22 protein-coding genes are annotated in these 22782 nt (G+C 59.1%); 11 read left to right on the plus strand and 11 right to left on the minus strand.

Annotated features, from left to right (window positions below; translation table 11 throughout):
- The first annotated feature begins 49 nt into the window (after positions 1–49).
- Positions 50–1024: a hypothetical protein gene (locus IPM06_02430; GenBank protein MBK8769268.1), complete on the plus strand. Its 975-nt coding sequence runs from the start codon at positions 50–52 to the stop codon at positions 1022–1024.
- 18 nt (positions 1025–1042) lie between these two features.
- Here the strand turns inward: IPM06_02430 and IPM06_02435 are convergent, their stop codons facing one another.
- Positions 1043–2230 (minus strand): phosphoglycerate kinase, encoded by a 1188-nt coding sequence (locus tag IPM06_02435; protein MBK8769269.1) that lies wholly within the window; start codon positions 2228–2230, stop codon positions 1043–1045.
- Positions 2231–2943: 713 nt separating this feature from the next.
- Here IPM06_02435 and IPM06_02440 point away from each other — a divergent pair.
- Positions 2944–3255, plus strand: a complete 312-nt coding sequence (locus tag IPM06_02440; protein MBK8769270.1) for a hypothetical protein — start codon at positions 2944–2946, stop codon at positions 3253–3255.
- 200 nt (positions 3256–3455) lie between these two features.
- Here IPM06_02440 and tkt read toward each other — a convergent pair whose 3' ends face one another.
- The gene (tkt, locus tag IPM06_02445) at positions 3456–5423 is read right to left on the minus strand and encodes a transketolase (GenBank protein ID MBK8769271.1); all 1968 of its coding nucleotides are present in this window, start codon (positions 5421–5423) and stop codon (positions 3456–3458) included.
- Between the two features lie 191 nt (positions 5424–5614).
- Here tkt and IPM06_02450 point away from each other — a divergent pair, with 191 nt between their 5' ends.
- Positions 5615–5899 (plus strand): DUF4164 family protein, encoded by a 285-nt coding sequence (locus IPM06_02450; GenBank protein MBK8769272.1) that lies wholly within the window; start codon positions 5615–5617, stop codon positions 5897–5899.
- A gap of 11 nt (positions 5900–5910) precedes the next feature.
- Positions 5911–6255 (plus strand): cell division protein ZapA, encoded by a 345-nt coding sequence (gene zapA / locus IPM06_02455; GenBank protein ID MBK8769273.1) that lies wholly within the window; start codon positions 5911–5913, stop codon positions 6253–6255.
- Positions 6256–6263: 8 nt separating this feature from the next.
- Here the strand turns inward: zapA and IPM06_02460 are convergent, their stop codons facing one another.
- Positions 6264–6677, minus strand: a complete 414-nt coding sequence (locus tag IPM06_02460; GenBank protein MBK8769274.1) for a hypothetical protein — start codon at positions 6675–6677, stop codon at positions 6264–6266.
- 129 nt (positions 6678–6806) lie between these two features.
- Between IPM06_02460 and IPM06_02465 the strand changes: the two genes are divergently transcribed.
- The 3 genes from IPM06_02465 to IPM06_02475 all read left to right on the plus strand — a co-directional run bounded on the left by IPM06_02465 (position 6807) and on the right by IPM06_02475 (position 8206).
- On the plus strand, positions 6807–7121 hold the full coding sequence (locus IPM06_02465) for an SH3 domain-containing protein (GenBank protein ID MBK8769275.1): 315 nt from the start codon (positions 6807–6809) through the stop codon (positions 7119–7121).
- A 110-nt stretch (positions 7122–7231) separates the two neighbouring features.
- On the plus strand, positions 7232–7774 hold the full coding sequence (locus tag IPM06_02470) for a DUF4256 domain-containing protein (protein MBK8769276.1): 543 nt from the start codon (positions 7232–7234) through the stop codon (positions 7772–7774).
- A gap of 78 nt (positions 7775–7852) precedes the next feature.
- Positions 7853–8206 (plus strand): DUF861 domain-containing protein, encoded by a 354-nt coding sequence (locus IPM06_02475; protein ID MBK8769277.1) that lies wholly within the window; start codon positions 7853–7855, stop codon positions 8204–8206.
- 577 nt (positions 8207–8783) lie between these two features.
- Here the strand turns inward: IPM06_02475 and uvrB are convergent.
- The 5 genes from uvrB to IPM06_02500 all read right to left on the minus strand — a co-directional run bounded on the left by uvrB (position 8784) and on the right by IPM06_02500 (position 14825).
- Positions 8784–11066: an excinuclease ABC subunit UvrB gene (gene uvrB / locus IPM06_02480; protein ID MBK8769278.1), complete on the minus strand. Its 2283-nt coding sequence runs from the start codon at positions 11064–11066 to the stop codon at positions 8784–8786.
- A 143-nt stretch (positions 11067–11209) separates the two neighbouring features.
- The gene (locus tag IPM06_02485; protein MBK8769279.1) at positions 11210–12106 is read right to left on the minus strand and encodes an HNH endonuclease; all 897 of its coding nucleotides are present in this window, start codon (positions 12104–12106) and stop codon (positions 11210–11212) included.
- A gap of 259 nt (positions 12107–12365) precedes the next feature.
- Positions 12366–13139 (minus strand): inositol monophosphatase, encoded by a 774-nt coding sequence (locus IPM06_02490; GenBank protein MBK8769280.1) that lies wholly within the window; start codon positions 13137–13139, stop codon positions 12366–12368.
- A 206-nt stretch (positions 13140–13345) separates the two neighbouring features.
- Complete coding sequence (locus IPM06_02495) at positions 13346–13771, minus strand: DUF2934 domain-containing protein (GenBank protein ID MBK8769281.1); 426 nt, start codon at positions 13769–13771, stop codon at positions 13346–13348.
- A 151-nt stretch (positions 13772–13922) separates the two neighbouring features.
- On the minus strand, positions 13923–14825 hold the full coding sequence (locus IPM06_02500; protein ID MBK8769282.1) for a hypothetical protein: 903 nt from the start codon (positions 14823–14825) through the stop codon (positions 13923–13925).
- Positions 14826–15076: 251 nt separating this feature from the next.
- On the opposite strand from IPM06_02500, the gene IPM06_02505 reads away from it, so the two are divergent.
- The 4 genes from IPM06_02505 to IPM06_02520 are packed head-to-tail and all read left to right on the plus strand — an operon-like array spanning position 15077 to position 20204.
- Complete coding sequence (locus tag IPM06_02505) at positions 15077–16534, plus strand: MBOAT family protein (GenBank protein ID MBK8769283.1); 1458 nt, start codon at positions 15077–15079, stop codon at positions 16532–16534.
- Positions 16509–17681: a hypothetical protein gene (locus IPM06_02510; GenBank protein MBK8769284.1), complete on the plus strand. Its 1173-nt coding sequence runs from the start codon at positions 16509–16511 to the stop codon at positions 17679–17681. Before IPM06_02505 ends, IPM06_02510 begins: the two co-directional genes overlap by 26 nt.
- Positions 17678–18853, plus strand: a complete 1176-nt coding sequence (locus tag IPM06_02515) for a hypothetical protein (GenBank protein ID MBK8769285.1) — start codon at positions 17678–17680, stop codon at positions 18851–18853. Before IPM06_02510 ends, IPM06_02515 begins: the two co-directional genes overlap by 4 nt.
- A 49-nt stretch (positions 18854–18902) precedes the next feature.
- Entirely contained in the window at positions 18903–20204 is a 1302-nt protein-coding gene (locus tag IPM06_02520; GenBank protein ID MBK8769286.1) for a hypothetical protein, read from the plus strand.
- Here IPM06_02520 and hisH read toward each other — a convergent pair whose 3' ends face one another.
- From hisH to IPM06_02535, 3 genes are read right to left on the minus strand one after another with little or no spacing between them, the layout of a single operon-like run.
- Complete coding sequence (hisH, locus tag IPM06_02525) at positions 20205–20843, minus strand: imidazole glycerol phosphate synthase subunit HisH (protein MBK8769287.1); 639 nt, start codon at positions 20841–20843, stop codon at positions 20205–20207. It lies immediately after the preceding gene.
- A complete protein-coding gene (hisF, locus tag IPM06_02530) occupies positions 20840–21598 on the minus strand; it encodes an imidazole glycerol phosphate synthase subunit HisF (GenBank protein MBK8769288.1) in 759 nt (252 codons plus the stop codon). Before hisF ends, hisH begins: the two co-directional genes overlap by 4 nt.
- Before the next feature lie 11 nt (positions 21599–21609).
- A complete protein-coding gene (locus tag IPM06_02535; GenBank protein MBK8769289.1) occupies positions 21610–22770 on the minus strand; it encodes an N-acetyl sugar amidotransferase in 1161 nt (386 codons plus the stop codon).
- Between the last annotated feature and the right edge of the window lie 12 nt (positions 22771–22782).

The raw sequence follows: 22782 nt of genomic DNA on the forward strand, positions 1-22782 counted from the left end.
GGGCGATCTATGCTCCCCTTGCAACCGGACCAAGTATGGGAGGACACACGTGCAAACCCAGGCCCTGAGCGGCTGCGTGATCAGCCTCGACCCTCTGGTCATCATGGCGGCCCGCAATGACAGCGAACACCTCGGCCTTGCCACCTTGCATCCGGAATGGTTCGAGGGCCGTCCCTCGCTGCACTTCATCAAGCCGACACATTCCATGATGGGACGGGTCGAGCCGCTGCCAGCCTTGTTGAAACAGATGGCCGAACGCCTGCCTCTGGCGAAGTTCGTCATCATGGCCAACGAGGAACTGGAGTTGGTGGAGTTGCAGTCTCACGGCGTCACGTCCTTTGTCGCCAACAATTTCCTGCTGATTGATGAGAACACGTTTGTCCCCCAACCAGGGGCGCCGCGGAAATATGATGCGATCTACAACGCCATGTTCCGTGCCGTGAAGAATCATCAACTGTGCGCGCGAATTCCGTCCTTGGCGCTCATCTACTATCCGCTCGAGGGCTATTCCGAAGCGGCCTACGAGCGGGACATGCGTCAACTCCTCAAGCACGCCGATGTGCTGAACGAGCCTGGTGGCGGACCCTACCGCTATATGGGGGCTGATGAAGTGGTGGCCGCCATCAATGCGTCCCATGTCGGCCTGTGCCTGTCGGAGAAGGAGGGCGCAATGCGTGCCTGCTGCGAATTCCTGCTCTGCGGCATTCCCGTGGTGACGGTGCCTGCACTGGGGGGGCGGATGCGCTACCTCTCCCTCTGGAATTCACGGGTTGTCGAACCAGACGCCGTGGCGGTGGCCGAAGCGGTGGCGGGCCTCAAGAATCTCAATCTTGATCCTTACGAGATTCGCGAGGACTTTCTGTCGATCATCGAATTCGAGCGCCGCAATTTCCTCGCCTACATCAACGCCTGTATCGAGAAACACTTCGGCGTGGCGAATTGCGTGCGGAGTTTTGCAGGCTTCCGCGGCGCATCCAACTACACGCCCATCTGGAAATGGAAGCAGTGGCTGGGCGCCGCCTGACGCCCGGCCTCGCCTCGCTTACTTGATTTCAAGTGCCTTCACGCCCGGCAGGTCCTTGCCTTCCAGCCATTCGAGGAATGCGCCGCCGGCGGTGGAGATATAGGTGAAGTCAGCCGCGGCACCTGCGTGATTGAGCGCCGAGACCGTGTCGCCGCCGCCCGCCACCGTCACCAGCTTGCCCGCCTTGGTGAGGGCCGCCGCATGCTGGGCCACCGCATTGGTCGCGGTATCGAACGGCGCGATTTCGAACGCACCCATGGGGCCGTTCCACACCACGGTCTTTGCCCCGTCGAAGCAGGCCTTCACCTTCGCAATTGAAGTGGGACCGACATCGAGGATCATCTCATCCGCGGCCACATCGTTCAGCTTCACCACGCGCGAGGCGGCACCCGCCTTGAACTCCTTCGCCACCACGGCATCATCCGGCAGCAGCAATGTGCAGTTCCTGGCCTTGGCTTTTTCCAGAATGTCCTTTGCCGTCGGGATGAGGTCATGCTCGCACAGTGACTTGCCGACATTGATCCCCTGCGCCGCAAGGAACGTGTTCGCCATGCCGCCACCGATCACGATGGTATTGGCAATGCCGGAGAGGTTGCCAAGAAGTTCGAGCTTGCTCGACACTTTCGCTCCGCCGACCACGGCGACGAGCGGACGCGTCGGCTTTTCCAGTGCGGCCTGCAGCGCCTTCAATTCCGCTTCCATGGCACGTCCGGCGTAGGCCGGAATGACATGGGCAATGCCCTCGGTGGAAGAATGTGCCCGGTGCGCCGCCGAGAAGGCATCATTGACGAAGATGTCGCCAAGTCCGCCCAACATCTTGGCGAAGCCCGCATCGTTCTTTTCCTCGCCCGCGTGATAGCGGGTGTTTTCCATCAGCGTCACCGTGCCGGGCTTTGCCGCAACGGCCGGTGCGGATTGCCAGTCGGTGAAGACGAAGGTGACGGGCTGCCCCAGCGCCTTTTCCAGTGCGGGCGCCACAGGCTTCAGAGACATCTCCGGAATGACCTTGCCCTTGGGCCGGTCGAAGTGGGCGAGGATGATGACGCCAGCCCCCTTCTTGAGCAGTTCCTGCAACGTGGGCACCACGCGGTCGATGCGGGTCGTGTCGGTGACCACGCCATCCTTGATCGGCACGTTGAGATCGAGGCGGATCACCACCTTCTTGTTGGCGACATTGACATCATCAAGGGTGCGGAAGGCGGGCATCACGGGTCTCCATCAGAAATCGTTGAGGGGCGTACCTCAGGGTCGGCGCGATTGCAATGCGTCAATGCGTGCGCACGTGACCAGGCCAAAGCCCCCGCGATGGCGGGCGCCGCAGTGACGGTTCATGTTGATGGGTGGTTTCAGGGCGGCATCGGGCTGAAGGGGAGAAATGGAGGGACTGTTCCCGTACGGGCCTGTCGCCTGCATGCAGTGGTGAAAAGGAGGTATTGGATTCGGCGATAAGCCCGACCACTCACGCCTGCTTTGCCGTGAGGCAAAGCGGAACAGCGTGCAGTGGCATCCAGAAACGCAGCGGTTTTGGCCCGCAAGGCCCGCACTCGCCAATCCACACAACCAGGGCACTTACGGACTGAGCCCGGCCCCGTTGCGCATTCCTCCAAAGAGGAACGCGGGGTGTGGGTGAACTGCGGTAAACCGCGCTTGGACCCTAGTGTCCAAGGGGCGGACCTCCGGCTCCCGGGAGAGATGGATGCTTCGTCCATCCCGCGCGGGCGCTGCTCACGGGTAAGGCAGTGCAGATAAGCTCGCGACACTGATCCCTCCTTGCCAGACCCATCAAGGGAACATAAATCATATAACAGGAATAAAGTCAATATGCGCGAAGAAAGGTTTCATGCGCTTTGATCAGCATCAAGACCCGCAAGCATGAATGGGTACACGCTGTTCATGGTCAGACTTTGCGGGAGGTTCATATGGCGGCACTTGATTTCTATTGCTACACGCTCGACGGCGAAAAATTCCATGAGAATATCACGATCACAGCCACTCGCTGGACGAGCACGGGCAATTGGCTGAGCGTGAAATCCGGCAAGGCCGAACTGTCACCCGGCTATGACATCTGGCTCAAGGATGATCTCGGCGTGATGCAGGCCATGCTCGTGCACCTCCCCGACGGAACCCACTGGGAGTCTCTGCTGGTACCAACCCAGGGGATCACGTTCAAAGCTTACTATGGCGGCTATGTCGGCAATGGAGAGTGGCGCCTCATTGGCCATTCGCCCTGACAACCCAAGAAGCCTCGCCCCAACTCACTTTCGGACCCTCGGCTCATGATGCTGCGACGAGTGCCAAGTCAGAACATGGCGCATCATCAACGTCCTGCGGCGTGATGCAATTGCGACAGACGTCCGTGACGAGGGCAAGCCGTGCCACGGACCCTGTCCCTGCGCGACCGGCGGGCATGAACCGCCGGTCCGTATTCTCCTTACTTGCTCGCCGCCTTCACCACCGCCTTCGCGGTGATGCCGAAGTGTTCGTACAGCTTCTCGGCGGGGCCGGAGGCGCCGAAGCCGGTCATGCCGATGAACTTGCCGTCGGTGCCGATGAAGCGGTCCCAGCCTTGGCGCAGGCCCGCTTCCACCGCCACCCGGATTTTCTCCGTGCCCAGCACGGCGGCCTTGTAGGCCTTGGACTGCTTTTCAAACAGCTCCATAGAAGGCACCGAGACGACGCGCGTGGGGATGCCCTTCTTGTCGAGCGCCGCCTTGGCTTCGATGGCGATCTCCACTTCCGAGCCCGAGGCGAAGATCACCGCCTTGGCCTTCTTCTTGGATCCGGCGACTTCATAGGCGCCCTGGGCGCAGAGGTTCCTGGCCGAATAGTCAAGCCGCGCCGGCTTCAGTTTCTGACGCGTCAGCACCAGCGTTGAGGGCGTGGTCTTGCTCTCAAGCGCGATCTGCCAGCATTCGGCGGCTTCCACCGCGTCGCAGGGGCGCATCACCACATGGTTGGGAATGACGCGGCAGGCGGCGAGATGTTCCACCGGCTGGTGCGTCGGCCCATCCTCGCCGAGGCCGATCGAGTCATGCGTCATGACGAAGATCGAACGGATGCCCATGAGCGAGGCAAGGCGCATGGACGGACGGCAGTAATCCGTGAAGCAGAAGAACGTACCGCCATAAGGAATGACGCCGCCATGCAGCGTCATGCCGTTGATCGCCGCCGCCATGCCGTGCTCGCGGATGCCGAAGTGCACATAGCGTCCGGCATAATTGTCCGCCGAGAATACCGCCATGTCCTTGGACTTGGTGTTGTTGGAACCGGTGAGATCGGCCGAGCCGCCCATGGTTTCCGGCACCGCCGCGTTGATGACGTCAAGCGCGTTCTGTGAGGAATTGCGCGTGGCGATGTGCGGCGGCTTCTTCGCCAGTTCCTTCTTGTAGTCGGACATCACCTTGCCGAAGCTCGCCGGCAGGTCGCCCTTCATGATGCGGTTGAACCAGGCCTTGCTGGGTGAAGCGGAGAGACGCGCTTCCCAGGCCGAGCGATCCGTCTTGCCGCGCGAACCCGCCGCGCGCCAGGCCGCGAGGATGTTGGCGGGAATTTCAAACGGCGCGTAAGGCCAGTCCAGTTCCTTGCGGGCCAGCGCGATTTCAGCGTCACCCAGCGGCGAACCATGGGCCTGATAGGAGTCCTTCTTGTTGGGCGCACCGAAGCCGATGATCGTCTTGGCGGCGATCATCACCGGGCGGTCCGACAACTGCGCCGCGCCAAAGGCCACCGCAATGGAATTGTGATCGTGGCCATCGCAGCGCAACACCTTCCATCCCGAGGCTTCGAAGCGTTTCACCTGGTCGGTCGAGTCCGACATGGAGATGCGGCCATCGATGGAGATGTTGTTGTCGTCCCACACCACGATGAGGTTCTTGAGCTTGAGGTGCCCGGCAAGGCCGATCGCTTCCTGCGAGATGCCTTCCATGAGGCACCCGTCGCCGGCGAACACGTAGGTCTTGTGGTTGACGAGATCATCGCCGAACTGGGCGTTGAGGTGGCGTTCCGCCATGGCGAAGCCCACAGCGTTGGAAATGCCCTGGCCCAGCGGGCCAGTCGTGGTCTCGATCCCTTCCGCGTGGCCATATTCCGGATGGCCCGCCGTCTTCGATCCCAACTGGCGGAAATTCTTGATCTGCTCGATGGTCATGTCTTTGTAGCCGGTGAGATGCAGCAGCGAATAGAGCAGCATCGAGGCATGGCCGGCGGAGAGGATGAAGCGGTCACGGTCCGGCCAGTGCGGCGCGGCGGCATCGAACTTCAGGAACTTCGTGAACATCACCGTTGCAACGTCCGCGAGCCCCATGGGGGCGCCGGGGTGCCCGGAATTGGCTTTCTGCACCGCATCCATGGACAGGGCACGAATGGCATTTGCCATGGAACGGGGCGTGACATCGGTCATCGGAAGCGGCCTTTCTGGCGGGAGTTTCAACAGGTTCGGGTTTCTGATAACAGCCCTCCCCGGGGTGTCAATGCGTCGGATATGGCCCGTTTGCAGGCAATTGCTTCCGCCCCCCTCCAGCTTTAAGGTGCAACGAATTGTGTGTGCTTGAGAATCTCGTGTTTGTGCTCTAGGGAAGTGTCAGGACGGACATGGCAGACTCAACGAAATTCGAAACATCGCTTCAGCGCTTTGAAAAAGCCCTGAAGCTGGTGGAGGCCTCATTGGCCCGCAAGCGGGATGAAAACGCCCGCCTGAAGACGCTTGAAATCGAGAAGGCCACGCTCGAATCAGACCGTCAGCGCATGGATCGCGAACTCGCGCAGGTGCGCGTGAAGGCGCAGGAGTTGGTGGATACATCGAAACAGGCCGTGGGCAAGATCGACAGCGCCATGTCGCGCATCCGCTCCGTGCTGCACTCCAACAGCGGTCAATAGGGGTGAGCGGAATGGCCAATGTCGTCGTCAATATCGCCGGTCGTCCCTACACCATGCAGTGTCCGGACGGTGAAGAAGATCATCTGAAGGAACTCGCCAAGCTGCTCGACGCCGAGGTGGGCCGCATCCGCCAGAGTGTTGGCGCCATCGGCGATATCCGCCAGCTGGTGATGGCGGGCCTCATGGTGGCCGATCGCCTCTCGGAGGCGACGCGCAAGATCGAAGACCTGCAGGATCAGCTCAACGGCCTGCGCGTGAGCCGCGACCAGGCCCAGGCGCACATCCGCCAGCAGGACGAGAACTTCGCCAAGGCCCTCGAAATCGCCGCGCAGAAACTGGAAGAGATGGCGCACTGAGAAGCGCGTCACTTCACATCGCACCGCTGATAACTGACCGGCTTGCGTTCCTTGGGGCTGGCCCCCTTCGTGGTGAGCTTGACCGAGAAGGTGGTGGGCGAGGTGCGGGTGTATTCGTAGCTCTCAACCGACATGTCGATGTCCTCTCCGCACGCCGCCGTGAGGGCCCAGCGCCTGGCTCCGAGCGTCTTCACCTTCGACCAGCCACAACCGCCTTCCCAGTAGGAGATGCCTTCCGCCGTGACCGACCACGGCACGGTGCCGATCGATTCTGTCGCGCCGTGCTTCAGCGCCTTCAGCTTCGTGCAGCCGTCTGTGCTGAGCACATAAGTGCCGTCGATGAAGCCGGCCTTCTGCTGCGCGGCGGCAGGCCACGTGAAGATGGTGAGCAGGACAAGGGCGGGTGCGAGTCGGTGACGCATGACGGGTCCTCCAGTGACATCACAACACTTGCGCGGAGTGATGTGAATGAAGCACAACCGCAGCGTTCAGGCCATGTTCAGCTTGATCGCGGCACAGTGCAGACAACACACACCGGAAGGACCTTCCCCATGTTGCTGAAACCCATCACAGCCCTCGCTGCCGCCGCCCTGCTCGCCACGCTCGCCGCCGCACCCGCTGAGGCACAGTATTGTGAAGGCACGGTGCACGGTCTCTCCAAGCATTATGATCCGGACACGGGCGCGGGTTTTCTCGCCGTGCGCGCCAAGCCCAAGGCGTCGTCGCACCAGCGCGGTGAACTCTTCAACGGCGACAAGGTGGAAATCTTTGACCGCAAGGGCAACTGGTACCGCGTGGCCCCCGTCGATGGCGGGCCGGAAGGCTGGGCCAACGTCCGCTGGATCTGGAACGACTGCAACTATTGATCAGTGTCCCTCGGGACGGACAGGACGGACGGGGCAGCCCGCAAGGGCTGTCCTGTTTGTTTTTGCACACATGTCTGGTTAGTCTCAGCCCCCTTGCAGGAGTTCCCGACATGGCCAAGCGCAACGACAGCCTCATCGCCACACTCGCTGAACGCTTCACCGCAAACAGGCCGCGCCATGACGGCGTGGCATGGGATGCCGTGGCGGCGAAACTCGCAGGCAACGCCAAGGCCCTCGCCGCACTCGACGCCATGGAGACGAGCGGCGGGGAACCTGACGTCACCGGCATCGATGCCGCATCGGGCAAGATCATCTTCTGTGATTGCGCCGCGGAAAGCCCGTCGGGCCGCCGCAGCCTGTGCTTCGACAAGGCTGCGCGCGATGGGCGCAAAGAGAACAAGCCCAAGGGCAGCGCGCTGGAAACGGCGAAAGAGATGGGCATCGACCTGCTGACGGAAGACGAATACCGCGCCCTGCAAAGGCTCGGCACCTTCGACCTCAAGACCTCAAGCTGGATTGCAACGCCCGAGAAAATCCGCGCCCGCGGTGGCGCACTGTTTTGCGACCGCCGCTACGACCACGTCTTCACCTATCACAACGGTGCTGACTCCTACTACGCGGCGCGCGGCTTCCGTGGCCGCCTGCTGGTGTGACGAACGGCGTGCTCTGGCCGCTTGCGGACCCGCACAATCCGCGCCACAAGCGACGGCATCACAACAAGGGCCCGCGCCATGATCGATCTCACCTGCATTCCCGGACTCGCCACGCTTGACGTCGGCGCATTTGAAGACAAGCCCACCTCCATCGAAGGCAACCAGAAGGAAGCGGCCGTCTCGCTCTGGACCTCCGCCGACGGCCGTGTCGACATCGGCGTCTGGGAATGCACGCCGGGCCGCTTCACCGCCGATCGCAGCGCCTCATCCGAGTTCTGCCACTTCATCGCGGGCGAGATCGAAATGACTCACACCGACGGACGCAAGCAACGCCTGGGCCCAGGCGACGCCATCAACCTCCCCCTCGGTTGGAAAGGCGAATGGCGTGTGCTCAAACACGTGCGGAAACTTTATGTGATCACGAAGGGGTAAAGGCCATCATTGAAATTATGGCGCTCCGCCGACGTTTCCCTGTCCAGCGCCAGAATCGGAACGCTCGGCCTCATGGGCTTCGCCGTGATCTCCTCGAAACGGTGAATGCGGGAGGACGCGGGTCGGGTAGCAGGTGTTGACCTCTCTGGGACAGAAACCAACATTCTTGTCGCCCACCGATACGACAATGTCCCCGTTGCCGTGCACGTTCATCTTGCAGCCTTTCGTGCGCCCACACGCGGACCTCACTTCGCCCCTTGTCGGATTGGCCGTGGTGGATGCGTGGGCCTGCGCGAATGCTGACAGAAGGATGATTGCTGCAAGCGAATAGGCATGTGAGCGTTTCATGATGACCTCCGGTTTTGCTGTATATGCCCGCCTTGTTTGAAGGCAGCCCGATGAATGTGGCCTGAGACACGTGTTCATGACGCATTCATCGATGCTTTCGTGGCGTGAATGACGACGGCAAAGAGGATGCGGCTTTCAGGACGGCTGTCACCAATGGTCTTTTGCATCTGTGACAGCCTGCAGGATGGCTGTGCCGGCCAAGGCCGCGAGGGGATCGCTGTTCGTCAAACTACCGCTTCGGCCCCCGCCATGTCCGCGTGCCCGGCTTGCCGCCCTTGGAGCCCGCCTTGCGGTCACCCGGTTTGGGGGCGGGCCATGAGGCCGTGGCCGGTTTGATGCGGGTGGAGCCGCCGTCGCTGGTGGGGTCTTTCGCCAGCGGATCGTCCAGCACCGCAAGCTCCAGCGCCTTCAGCCGCTTCACCTCGTCGCGCAGGCGCGCAGCTTCCTCGAATTCCAGGTTGGCGGCGGCGTCGCGCATCTTCTTTTCCATGTCGGCCAGAACCTTTTCCAGGTTGTGGCCCATGAGCGGGCCATCCTCGGCGAGGCCCGCATCGACCTGCACGTGGTCCTGCTCGTAGACGCTCTTGAGAATGTCGTGGATGTTGCGCTTGATTGACTGCGGCGTGATGCCGTGGGCAGTGTTGTAAGCTTCCTGCTTGGCGCGGCGGCGGTTGGTTTCCGCCATGGCGCGTTCCATCGAGCCGGTGATGGAATCGGCATACATGATGACGCGGCCCTCGACGTTGCGCGCGGCGCGGCCGATGGTCTGGATCAGCGAGGTTTCGCTGCGCAGGAAGCCTTCCTTGTCGGCATCGAGAATGGCGACGAGCGCGCACTCCGGAATGTCGAGGCCTTCGCGCAGCAGGTTGATGCCGACAAGCACGTCGAATGCGCCGAGCCGCAGGTCGCGCAGGATCTCGATGCGCTCCAGCGTGTCGATGTCGGAATGCATGTAGCGCACCCTGACACCCTGCTCGTGCATGTATTCCGTGAGGTCCTCCGCCATGCGCTTGGTGAGCGTCGTCACCAGCACGCGATAGCCCTGCGCCGCCACCTTCTTGCATTCGTCGATCACGTCATCGACCTGCGTTTTCACCGGACGGATGATGACGGGCGGATCAATGAGGCCGGTGGGGCGGATCACCTGTTCGGCGAACACGCCATCGGCCTGCTTCATCTCCCACGGGCCGGGCGTGGCCGAGACATAGATGGTCTGCGGCCGCATCGCGTCCCATTCCTCGAACCGCAAGGGACGGTTGTCGATGCAGCTTGGCAGGCGGAAACCGAATTCCGCCAGCGTGGCCTTGCGGTTGTAGTCGCCGCGGAACATGCCGCCGATCTGCGGCACGGTGACATGGCTTTCGTCGATGAAGACGAGGCAGTTGTCCGGCAGGTATTCGAACAGCGTCGGCGGCGGCTCGCCCGGCTGGCGGCCCGTGAGATAGCGCGAATAGTTCTCGATGCCGGCGCAGGAGCCCGTCGCCATCATCATCTCGAGGTCGAACATGGTGCGCTGTTCCAGGCGCTGCGACTCGAGGATGCGGCCCGCCGCATTGAACTCGCCGAGACGGATGCGCAGGTCTTCCTTGATGCGCATGGCCGCCTGCTCCAGCGTCGGCTTGGGCGTCACGTAATGCGAGTTGGAATAGACCTTCACGCTCTGCAGCTCGGCGCGCTTCTGCCCGGTCAGTGGATCGAATTCGGTGATCGCCTCCACCTCGTCGCCGAACAGCGAGAAGCGCCAGGCCCGGTCATCGAGATGCGACGGAAACAGTTCGATCGTATCTCCCCGCACCCGGAAAGTGCCGCGCACGAAATTCTGGTCGTTGCGCTTGTAGTGCAGCGCCACGAGATCAGCGAGCAGCTGCCGCTGCGGAAAGCGCGCCCCCTTCTTGATGGCGAAGGTCATGGCCGAATAGGTTTCCACGTCACCGATGCCGTAGATGCAGGAGACGGAGGCCACCACGACAACATCATCACGTTCCAGCAGCGCCCGCGTGGCCGAGTGGCGCATGCGGTCGATCTGCTCGTTGATGGAACTTTCCTTCTCGATGTAGGTGTCGGTGCGCGCCACGTAGGCTTCGGGCGTGTAGTAGTCGTAGTAGGAAACGAAATATTCCACCGCGTTGTTGGGGAAGAAGCTCTGGAACTCGCCGTAGAGCTGCGCCGCCAGCGTCTTGTTGGGCGCGAGGATCAGCGCCGGGCGGTTGGTGCGCGCGATCACCTGCGCCATGGTGTAGGTCTTGCCGGAACCGGTGACGCCGAGCAGAACCTGGTCACGCTCGGCGGCATTGGCGCCATTCACCAGCTCGGCGATGGCCGTGGGCTGGTCGCCCTTGGGTTCGTATTCGGAAACAAGCTGGAAGCGCTGCCCGCCTTCCGATTTTGGTGGCTTGGGCGGCTTCTGCGGGGTGAAATGGGCAAGCGGCACGAAATCCGGCCGCAGCGACTCCAAGCCCGCCCGCGCGCTCTCCGGCAACACCGGAACGCCCTCCAACCGGGCCTGCGGCATCTCCGCAAACCCACCCTCCTGCCGAGAATGACCCATGGGCAGGGATATAGGGGTTCAAGCGGGATGGTGGAAGGGCGGGTGCTGACAGGGGGTGACAGGAGGGGGAAAATTCGGTTCACAAAGCGAGTACAGTCCCTTGAAGCCTATTTCTTGAATTTTTCCTTTCGATGCCACTCCAGATAGGCAGGATGCGGCGCGTGTGCCACGTTCACCGGAACTTTAGCTTTCATATCCTTGTTCAGGAAATGGGACACATCTTCATTGAGGTGGCGAGAAACAAGAATTGTTAGGTCATCCGCCAAGGATAACATTCCCCTGTCGAACATCCAGTGGACCGTTCCTGACAGTGCCAGCCCATTTCTGATCCAGTCATTTCCACCGTTTTCAACTGGGCGGATATGCGCAGCTTCGACTTCTGGTCTTCCGCGACCATTTATGAGTTTGAGGTTTGTGAAAGCGCAAGTCCGATCATAGGCTACACGTACATTTTGCCGAAATTTGATATCGCGCCATTTTCGGCGAGTCAGCAATTCCACAACTGGTCGATCAAACTCCGCATCTATGATTTCTGGCTGAGGCGATTCTGAAAATGCGTCCATATGATTGGCATAGTCAGGGGCATTGCGATCTGGCCAAGCCTCCGGAGTCGAGAGGCCGGCACTTACAATGGTCGCAAATTCGGCATCCTCAAGCATGCGGACTGCTTGAACTTTGTAACCTTGATTGATAATGCCACTACGTTCGACCAGGCGGCGCTCAAAACCACCACCCTCCTTGTATTCCACAGGTCGGTCAAAATCGATGTAGTAGTCCAGAAAAGCATAGTGAAGGCCTGCATGTTCCAGATCAGGCTCAACTGATTTCACCAGAGCAATGCCCGTATAGTAACGCCCCCGTAAACCTTTCACCGGGCCATAGTACACAATCCAATCATTCAAAGACTTCGCGACTCGCGAAAGATAGGATTGGGGGAAATGATATTTGATCCCCGTCTCATCCTTATATCCGCTGTCAGGCTTGTGATAGAAAACTGCTTTCATCGCCCTGTTGAATTCTCAGAACCGAAATCTGGCAATTGCTTTGGCCATTGCTAAGCAGGCTAAGCAACTTAAGAGGGCAGATCAATGGTCGCCGAGACCGTGTTCAACATTAGTTGGAATCGGAAGAAAAAATTTCAATTTTCCGTCACCCAGACGTCAGGACGAGTCCCGGGTTCCAGGTGTCGCGGCGGTTGAAAGTCTGGATTTTGCCTGCCGTCAGCATGACGGATGAGCCGGAGCCAGCCGAAGGGCGTGCGCCCTACAACCTCGCCGCTTCCGCCAGGGCCTTTTTCATTTCCGGCAGCAATTCCCCATTGGCGGCGATGTAGCCGCCGGTGTGGAGGGGGTCGCCATCGCTCTTGAGGGCGGAGACGAAGCCGCCGGATTCGCGGATGAACAGCAGGCCGGCCGCCATGTCCCAGGCGTTGAGGCCATCGCACCAGGCGGCATCGAGGCGGCCGCAGGCGACCCAGGCGAGTTCGATTGCCGTCGAGCCGAGCACGCGCAGGCCCATGGTGCGGGCTTGCAGCACGGCCATCTGGTTGCGGTGCTCCACATGCATCTTGGGTTGGCCCATGTGCGGAATATTGGTGGAGACCAGCGCCTCCGGCAGCGTCTTGCGTGATGATACCCGCATGCGCTTGTTGTTGAGGAAGGCACCCTGCCCCTTCTCGCTGTGGAACAATTCGTCCGTGATCGGATTATATGTCACGCCTACCACGATCTCGCCCTTGCGCTCCAGCGCCACGGTCAGCGCAAAATAGGGAAGCGCGTGCATGAAGTTCGAAGTGCCGTCGATGGGATCGATGATGAAGCGGTGATCGGGGTCCTGGCCCTTGCTGCCGCCCTCCTCCTCGCCGAGGAAGCCATACGTGGGACGGGCCTTCGCCAGCTCTTCACGCAACAGCTTCTCCGCCTTCTTGTCGGAGGCGGTGACGAAATCGCCGGGGCCCTTCTGCGACACCACAAGGCTCGCCACTTCGCCATAGTCCCGCTGCACGCCGCGGGCGGCCTTGCGCACGGCATTGATCATCACGGTGAGAACGGGCGAATGGGACACGGGCGGATTTCCTTCTTGGCAGGGGCCGCCGATAGCAAGATGGCGGCGTGAAGGCTAGTGCCTCGTGCCGCAAGGCTGGCCAGCGCCGGACCTTGAGGCACCAGACGTTTGAACTGGACCCGAGCTGTACCGCATCCGCCACGCCCTATGCCTGGCCGGAACGGATCGGCCTCTCGACGTCAGCGGGCCGCCCTGGCCTTGTCGGTCTTGGCGCGCGGGGCATTCCCGTCCACGATGTCCTTCGCCTGCGCAATCCAGGCATCGCGGGCACTGCGCCCTTTCCATCCCAGCTTTGCATCAAGTGCGGCAAGGGCAGCGGGAGTGAGAGCGGCAATGTCGGACAAGGCCGTGAGGCCCGCCTTGGCAAGCTGTTCCTTGATCTTGGGGCCAATGCCGCCGATCAGCGATACGTCTGTCACCAGGCCGGCCTTGGCGGCGCTTGCAGCGGCGTCGGGCGTTGCATCAGGAACAACGGTTGCGGCGACGCTCGCCAGGGCCCGCTGCCAGTGGATGTCATGACGGCCATGGGGACGGCCTTCCTCCAGCCAGAACTGGTAGGCACGGGCGCGGATGGCATCATCGTGTTCGGGCAGGACCTGCGGCATGGGACTCTCCAACAATTGTCTCGGCCGAATCTCGGCCAAATCTCGGCACGAAAAAGGGGCGGTGAAACCGCCCCCTAACATGCTTTTGTCAACCGAAACCATGTTCATGTTGCAATGCAACACGAACGGATGCGCATGGCGCAACCCCCGGTTAGGCGGCCTTGCGCCGCTGCAGCACCTGCGCCACCGTCGGCACACGGGCCAGCACCTCCAGCGCATCGGCGCGCACGTGCTTCTTGCGCATGTGCTCCTGCACCACGTCCTTCGACACCTTGCCCTGCTCCAGGCATTCCTTGAGCAGCGAGAAGAAGAACGCTTCCTGGCGCGGGTCCGGGTGCTTCTTGTACTTCAGCGGCAACTGGATTCCGTTGGTGCCGAGAATCTTGTCCACCAGCGGAATCTTGATGCGATTCTGGAAGTCGATCGGCAGGCCCGTCTTCCACGGCTGCGTGCGGCGCTTGGTGTTGTGGATGAGCTTCGTGTCCGCTTCCAGACGATCGAAGTCGTTCCAATAGGACTCGAGATGGCCGACGGTGCCCTTCGGCTCCGCATTCAGCGTGATGAGGTCCTCATAATCCAGCTTCCCCGCGAACATGTCGGCGAACATCTTGCTCACCTTCCAGTGCTTCAGCTTGGCGCAATCGAGCAGCATCACGCTCGTCGCAACGTAGTCGGCGCGGCCGTTGTGGCCGGGGCGCGGCTTGGCCAACACGGCATGGCCCTTCATGTCGCGTTCGAACAGTTCATTCACATCGCCCACCGCGAACACATCGGGATCAACGACAACGGCGCGGCCCTCGTAGTTCATCAGTTCCGGCGGCATGAAGCGCGTCGGCGTGAAGGATTGCAGGTCGGCATTCTTCCAGACGCGCCATGTGCCCGCGCGCAGGAATTTCCTGCCTTCGAATTCGTTGAAGAAGGGGAAGTCTTCGCGGCGGATGATCTTCACATCGAAGGCATCCGGATTCTTGGAATTGCGCTTGAAGGAGTGCTCGGAAACGATGGCGCCCACCATCTGCTTCTCGTTGGTGTGAATGAAAACCGTATTTTTCATGGGAGAGTTCCTTTGCAGCGCGAATTATAGGCTGAATCCGTTGCACTGCAACACAACGGCCCCGCATGCGCAACCATGCCGCGCCCGGTTCCGGCGGTCCCTCCCCTTGTCAATCCACCGCCAATCCGCCAAGAGAACCGGGGCAGCTTTTGGTGGACAAATTTTCCTCAATGAACGCAATGGGATACGCAAGGGCGCGGGGCCGCGATGCAGCACGTTGCGCCGGTGCAGCGGGAGGCTGACGGGCGATCATGCTGTTCAACTCGGTCGCCTACATCTTTGCCTTCCTGCCCCTCACGGTGAGCGTGTTCTGGCTGCTGATGTGGTTCGGCCGCAAGCAATGGGCCTTGTCGGCGCTGAGCCTTGCCTCCCTCTTCTTCTACGGCTGGTGGAACCCGGTCTATGTGCCGCTGCTGCTGGGCCTCGTGCTCGCCAACTATGCCATCGGATATTACCTCGCCACGGCGCAGCGCTGGCGCAGGACCGTGCTGAGCTTCGGCCTCGTTCTCAATCTTGGCACGCTGGGCTATTTCAAATACGCCGCCTTCCTCGCCGCCAATGCCAACGCCGTGCTGGGCACGCATATTGATACGGGCACCATTCTGCTGCCGCTCGCCATTTCCTTTTTCACCTTCCAGAAGATTGCCTTCATCTGCGATGCCTATGCCGGCAAGGTGAATGACCTGAGTTTCCTGCGTTTCGGATTGTTCGTTTCGTTCTTTCCCCAGTTGATCGCGGGGCCGATCGTGCATCACCGGGAGATCATGCCGCAATTCGCACGGCTGGAAATGAAACACCTCACCTGGGACATTCTCGCCACGGGATTGAGCCTGTTCTCCGTCGGCCTGTTCAAGAAGGTGGTGCTGGCCGATGGCCTGTCGCAGTTCGTGGGCCCGGTGTTCACCGCCGCCGCCGAGGGCAACACGCTGAATGCGGGCGACAGCTGGCTCGGCATGATGGCCTATACGTTCCAACTCTATTTCGATTTCTCCGGCTACTCCGACATGGCGCTGGGCAGCGCACTCCTCTTCGGCATTCGCCTGCCGGTGAACTTCTATTCGCCTTACAAGGCGACGAGCATCATCGATTTCTGGCGGCGCTGGCACATCACGCTCTCCAACTTCCTGCGCGACTATCTCTACATTCCGCTGGGCGGCAACCGGAAGGGGCCGCTGCGCCGCTACCTGAACCTTTTCCTCACCATGCTGCTGGGTGGCTTGTGGCACGGTGCCGGATGGACCTTCGTGGCCTGGGGTGCGCTGCATGGCGGCTACCTCATCATCAATCACCTTTTCCGCGCCGTGGTGGGCGAACGGAAAGGCTGGATCGCCGGGCTCGCGGGCTTCGTTCTCACCTTCCTCGCCGTGGCCGTGGCCTGGGTCTTCTTCCGCGCGCCGACCTTCTCCGCCGCCATCACCGTTCTGCAGGGATTGGTGAGCGGCATCGACATGCCCCAGTTCCTGCCCACCGCGGTCACAGGAACAGTGCTGATCATCAGTTCGCAGCCCGAGGAAGCGGCCGCCGCCATGATGGCGATCGCCTGCGTCTTTGCCTTCCTGCCGCCCAACGCGGCACAGTATTTCCTCGACCCGAAACGGCGCTTCGCCTTCGCGCCCAACATCTTCAACTTCCTGCTCGTGGCCGCGTGCTGGATCTGCGTCATCATCAGCCTGGGGGGACCGAGTGAATTTCTCTATTTCCAGTTCTAATCCCCGCCGCTTCGTGATCGCCGTGCTGGTGCTGCTGGCCCTGCTCTTCGCCCTCACCCTGCTCGCCCGCCAGGTGCTGGTCGCCACAGGAGACTTCCTGCCGGAGGAGGAGATCGTGCGCATCCAGCAGGCAGCCGGGAAGCCCTGCATCTTTTCGGAATACGGCAAACAGAACGAAGGCTTCTTCAAGTTCCAGGTCTATCGCACGGTGAAGCCCGACATCGCCGTGCTCGGGTCCAGCCGCGTGCTGGAACTGACGCAACGCCAGTTCTCGCGGCCCTTCGTCAACCTCGGCCGCATGATGACGGATATCAAGCGCGGGGAATCGGCGGTGGCTGAACTGCTCGCCGTGCACAAGCCGAAGTTCATGCTGATCGGCCTCGACCAATACTGGTTCAATCCCAACTGGGACGAAGCCGGCGTCGACAAGGTCAAACTCATCCGCTCCGACCCCAACGACCCACGCGCGATTTTGCGGCTGATGGGCATCATCTGGCGGGAAGGCATGTGGCACGAAGCCTGGACAGCCCTGCGCAACGGGCCGGATTGCCCGCTGGGGGTTTCCGCCATGCGCTACCACTCCGGCTATGCGCCAGATGGCTATCGCTACTACGGCGAACTGCTGACCGCCACGAAACCCGCCGAAGACCGGCACCTGCGCATGACCCTGGGCCGCATCGAAAACGGCACCCGGCGTTTCGAGAAATCAGCGACAATCTCGCAAAGCCAGTTCGACTATCTGATGAAGATGCATCGCCGTCTTGAGAGCGAAGGCGTGCCCCACGTCTTCTTTTTTCCGCACTTTGCCCCCACCGTCACGGCCGCGATGGAGAAGGACGGCGGCTATGGATACATTCAGGAACTGGAACGCGCGCTCGCAGCATCGGGCCTGCCCTATGTCCCCACCACGGACCCCCTGCTGCAGGACTGCGATTTCATCGACGGCTTCCACATGGGCGACGCAGCCTCCATCCGCCAGATCAAGGCCGTGGCCGAAGCCGACCCGCGCGTTGCGCCATACCTCAACATGAACGAAGTCAACCGCCTCTCCGCCCCAGGCGCCCTCCCCGTCACCTATCTCACCGAAGACCTGGGCCTGCCACCCAGGGATTACCTTGATCTGGGGTGCGCATGGGGCAAAGCATGACCAACTGGAGTTCTGTGTTTTTTCAACCCAATTCGCACCGTTTCACAGTTGCTTTGATATTTCTGCTTCTGCTCCTCGTCGGTGCAGTAGGTGTCGCGCGAGAAGTCTTGAAAGCTACAGGTGACCTTCTCCCGGAGGAGGAGATTGTGCGTCTTCAACTCGCTTCTCCAGAATCTTGTTTATTCTCCGAGTATGGAAAGCAAAACGAAGCATTCTATAAATTTGAACTCTATCGCGCGATAAGACCCGATATTGCGGTGATCGGTTCAAGCCGCGTACTTGAAATGAACCAACGGGAATTCACACGACCATTTGTGAACCTCGGCCGCGTGATGACCGACATCAAGCGCGGGGAGTCTGCTGTCGTCCAGTTGCTGAATATTCACAAACCCAAATTTATCCTGATTGGCATTGATCAATACTGGTTTAATCCCAACTGGGATGAAGCTGGAGTTGACAAGGTAAAACTTGTGCGTGCAGACCACAACGATCCCCGCGCGATCCTTCGTTTAATGACGTTCATCGCCGAACATGGGCTATGGCTAGAGGCATGGCGCGCACTCCAGAGAGGCCCAGAGTGTCACTTCGGAATCTCAGCCAAGAAATTTCTCTCCGGTTACGATGCACATGGTTACCGGCACAACGGCCATTTCCTGACGAGCGCAAAAACACCCGAAGACGCCAAATTTGCTTTCACCCTACACAAGATTGCCACGGGAGATCGGCGTTTTGAACCTGGTCACAATGTGAGTGACAGTCAGTTTGCCTATCTGGTGAAAATGACAAAAGCTCTCGAGGAAGCCGGGGTGCCATATCTCATTTATTTTCAGCCGTATCCGCCGAAAATACAGGCGGCAATGGATCAACGCGGAGGGTTTGAATATCTGGAAGAGCTGAAGAGCAGGCTCTCTTCGGCAAATATGCACTTTTTTGAACCTGCATTCATTCATTCGGATTGCGATTATATAGACGGATTTCATATCGGCGATGCGGGCGGAGCCCGGCAACTTGCCGCCCTCACTGAAGAAGACCCAAGGCTGCGGGAATTTATAGACATGGGTGAAATTCGAAAGGTTGGGGCAACTTCAAATTCTCCAATGTTCTACAGCGCCGAAATTTTCCATTTGAAGCCAGCGGATTTCCTGAGGCTGGGGTGTCGGTGGGGCCACTAATGCAAGTGAGAGGACTCTCATTTTGAGCAACGGATACCTCTATCTCCCCATGGAAATATTCGTGCGGGAATTTGATTCCCGGCTGTTGATCGCCCTCATGGCTGTCGAGAAGGGCATGGAAGTCGTGATGGGTCAAAAATGGCTGATGGAAAAGAACATCGAAGCCATGCCGCCGGGCCTTTGGATTTTCAAGACGATGACGCTGCGCGATTCCAAGCGGATGAAACGCTGCAAGGCAGCAGGGCATCTCGTTGCTTCAATCGATGAAGAAGTACCCGCAATGGCGGAAGGTTCTGGAGATTTGCTCTGGGTTTCCAAAGACGCGGTTGAGGCCTGCGATGCGATTTTCTGTCTGGGTGAAGAACACGCCAAGAGTTTGCGGACTAAATGGCCGCAAATAGCGGACAAGCTTCTACTGACGGGTAACCCTCGTTGGGACTATTTGCGAACTGAACTCCGCAGCATATATCAGAAGCAGGGAAAGGAATACTACGAGCGGTACGGACCGTTCATCCTCATCAACACCAACTCCGGTGAAACGAATTCCGCAAAAAAATCGCTTGATGAGATTTTCCGTGATTACGTGAAAGCTGGCAAGATCGATCCGGCCTCGAAAAGAGATATGGAATACTGGGCGGACTACATGGCATTCGAGCAGGCAAACTTGGATGCGATTTCGCCCCTCGTCCGCAAGCTCGCGAAGGCTTTTCCAGAACACAAGATCATCGTACGCCCTCACCCCGCAGAGAACCCATCCACATATCGTCAGCAACTTGATGACGTGAATAGCGTTCACGTGGTCTTCGAGGGCAGCGCCGCGCCATGGATTGCGGCCTCCGATCTCCTCATTCACACATATTGCACGACTGGGATTGAGGCCTTCGCACTGAGCAAAGATGCGATCTGTCTAAGCACGGGCCAAAGCAGGATGCAGAGCACACTTCTATCTGGACGCTTGAATGCTTGCGGTGATGGAGCAGATGACACAGTGGGCAGGGCCTTGGATCTCGTAAGGGACAAACTAATCGGAACCAAATTGCGCGCCACGCAACTTCCCATATTCGAACGCTTCTTCTCCAGTACGTCTGGACCGCTTTCCGCCGAGATTATCGTGAGTTCTGTGATGAAGCATCTCAACAGGACTGGCATGGCCACCAACGTTGATCGTTGGAGGCCCAAATGGAACTACATTCCGTGGTGGTTCACTACACACAATGCAGACCGCATTTTTCCACGATCTGCGTTCGGAGATTTACAAACAAGAATTGAGGCACTGGCCAGTCTTCTGGGGCTTTCACCGAACATCAAAGTAAAATCAGTAGGGGACAGGGTCGTCAAATTGTTCCAGTGACTAGAAGTCAATGAAGTTCTGTAGAATACGCAAACCGAAACGCGCACTTTTTTCAGGGTGGAACTGCAGACCGAATACGTTGTTCTTTTGAGCGGCAGCAACAAATTGATGCCCCCCATATTCAACGACAGCACAACAGTCCGGTGCTTGCGACGACGTGACCGCATATGAATGGACAAAATAGGAGCTAAAGATTTCTGGCAACCCTCGGAAAAGAGGAACATCAGAATGACCTGACACTCTCCTTACGTCAGACCACCCAATATGGGGGACGCGCAATGGACTTCCGTTTACCTCGCGTGCTGGAATCCGATCGAGGGCACCGGCCATGATCCCGAGACCCTCATGGTTCCCAAACTCCGTACTACTGTCGAACAGCAGCTGCATTCCTACACAAAGTCCGAGAAGGGGCCTTCCCAGTTCCGCGAACTCTCTAACGGCTTGGAGCATGCCCAAAGCTTCAGCACGAGTCGCGCAATCACCGAAAGCGCCTACCCCAGGAAAGACAACGCGTTCTGCAAGTAAGACATTCTGCGGGTCACGCGTTAAGGCAGGGTTGGCACCAACGTGTTCCAAGGCTCGCAAGACGCTGTGGGTGTTACCAATGCCGATGTCGATGACTGTGACTGAACGTTTCAAAGCGACCTTACCTTCAATCCAACCGCTTCAAACTCGGAACGAATATCTGCAACGCTGCCTCTTCCGTAATGCAAGAAATCCGCCATGGCGACTGCCTGCGCATTTCCCCCAAGCACTGCAGCTGAGGCGTCCGCAACACTACCCATTCCACCACTGGCGATGACGGGAACCATCACTCGTGACGTGACTGCCGACAAGAGGTCCAATTCGTAGCCATCTCGGGTACCCTCTCGATCTACGGATGTCAGCAGAACTTCTCCCGCCCCCAGTGCTACCGCCTGTTCGATCCAATCCAACACATTCCGGCCAGTGGGCTCCCTTCCATTATCCGTATAAACCTCCCACGCACCCGGCCCCCGTCGCTTAGCCTCCACAGAAAGCACCACACATTGAGAGCCAAACCGCTGAGCGATTTCAGAAATCAACTCGGGCCGTTTGATTGCCGCAGTATTGAGACCCACTTTGTCCGCACCGTTGCGCAATGCTGATGAAACGTCTTCAGCGCTCCGAATTCCTCCGGTGACAGTAAGCGGGATGAAGACATCACGCGCCAATTTGCCAACTATTTCGCCGAGGCCGTTTCGTCCGTATAGACTTGCAACTGCATCAACGAACAGAATTTCGCAGGCACCGTCTGCATAGTATTTACGGGCAAACGTCAATGGGTCGCCCAGTACCCGGAGTCCTTCAAGGTTGACTCCCTTGATGAGTTTCTCGCCCTTGATATCGAGCCGCGGAATGATACGTGCGTGCATGAATTCAATTGTCAGCTATCGGCGGCCCACACGGGCCTCTTGAGCTCCCAGCCTTGCGTCATTCGCGTCCAGATATGGGGTGATCGCCAACTGTCAACGACTGCCTCAAAATCCGATTCACTGATGTTGCAATACTCAAGAAACTCCTTGAAATATTTTTGCGGAAACTCCCCATCGAAACGCTTCACCAACGCAATGCCCTCTTCGCGCGTGATCTTATTATCGCGAATCTCATGCGCGGTATCTGAAGTTGTACGGCCAATGCCGAACTTGATGTAGCCCAGATAGTAGTGAAACCCATCAATGCGGTCGTCGAGGCTGGCATATTTTGAATAGGTGCCTTCATTGCGTTCGGGATTCGGCTGAAAGCCAGTATTTTCCCGGCAATAATAGAAGTTCTCCTGGGGATCCCAATACGTGTAGTACCCCATGAAGTGAATTTCTGTCTTGTTGGCAATGATGGCGGCATGGGGAGGCGCCATGAAAGGCTTCAACTCGGCCAGACTCACGTCGTGCTCAGTCCAGAACTCAGGCGGAAGTCCGGAAAAATAGTGCTTGTCGTGATCTTGAATTTCGCGGGTCGGACGGAAGGCATTTTTCATATCACCGCCGTATTCAACCTCTCCGTTCTCGCCATACATGATCAGGGAGATTCCGTATTTGACAGCCATATGGAGAGGAAAATTGGTCTGTCCATAGATGAACGGCTGGAACGGATCTCCAAGGTGACGGAATGCCAGTTGGGTAAGCTTGCGCGTGGCTTTGCCGTTCGGCGTTCCCAGCACATTGTCGAATCCCGACTGAATAAATGCATCAAGATTGCGTCGTCCATGATCTGTGGCCTTGAGGGGGGCCCAGGTCACAGTCAGCGGATTCATACCGTATTTGTGTTTGAGTTGATGAGCAACAAAACTGCCATCCTTGCCGCCACTGCAAGGTACAATGACATCAAAATCGCCGTTTCCCCTGCGATGCTTGTCGCAGAGCGTGACCAGTTCACTCTCTCTAAGTTTCCAGTCGATTTTTGTGCGTTTGAACTCCGCAAAGTTGCACGCGGAGCATACACCGTATTCATCAAAAGTTATGCGCGGCCGTTGGTTGGAGATGGTGCACTTGGAGCAGTAACGAATTTCTGACGGTAAGTTGTACAGTTTTTGGACATCACGTTGCATGGTACGGCTGCT

The organism is Hyphomicrobiales bacterium (assembly GCA_016710435.1).
Taxonomy (GTDB): Bacteria; Pseudomonadota; Alphaproteobacteria; order Rhizobiales; family Aestuariivirgaceae; genus Aestuariivirga.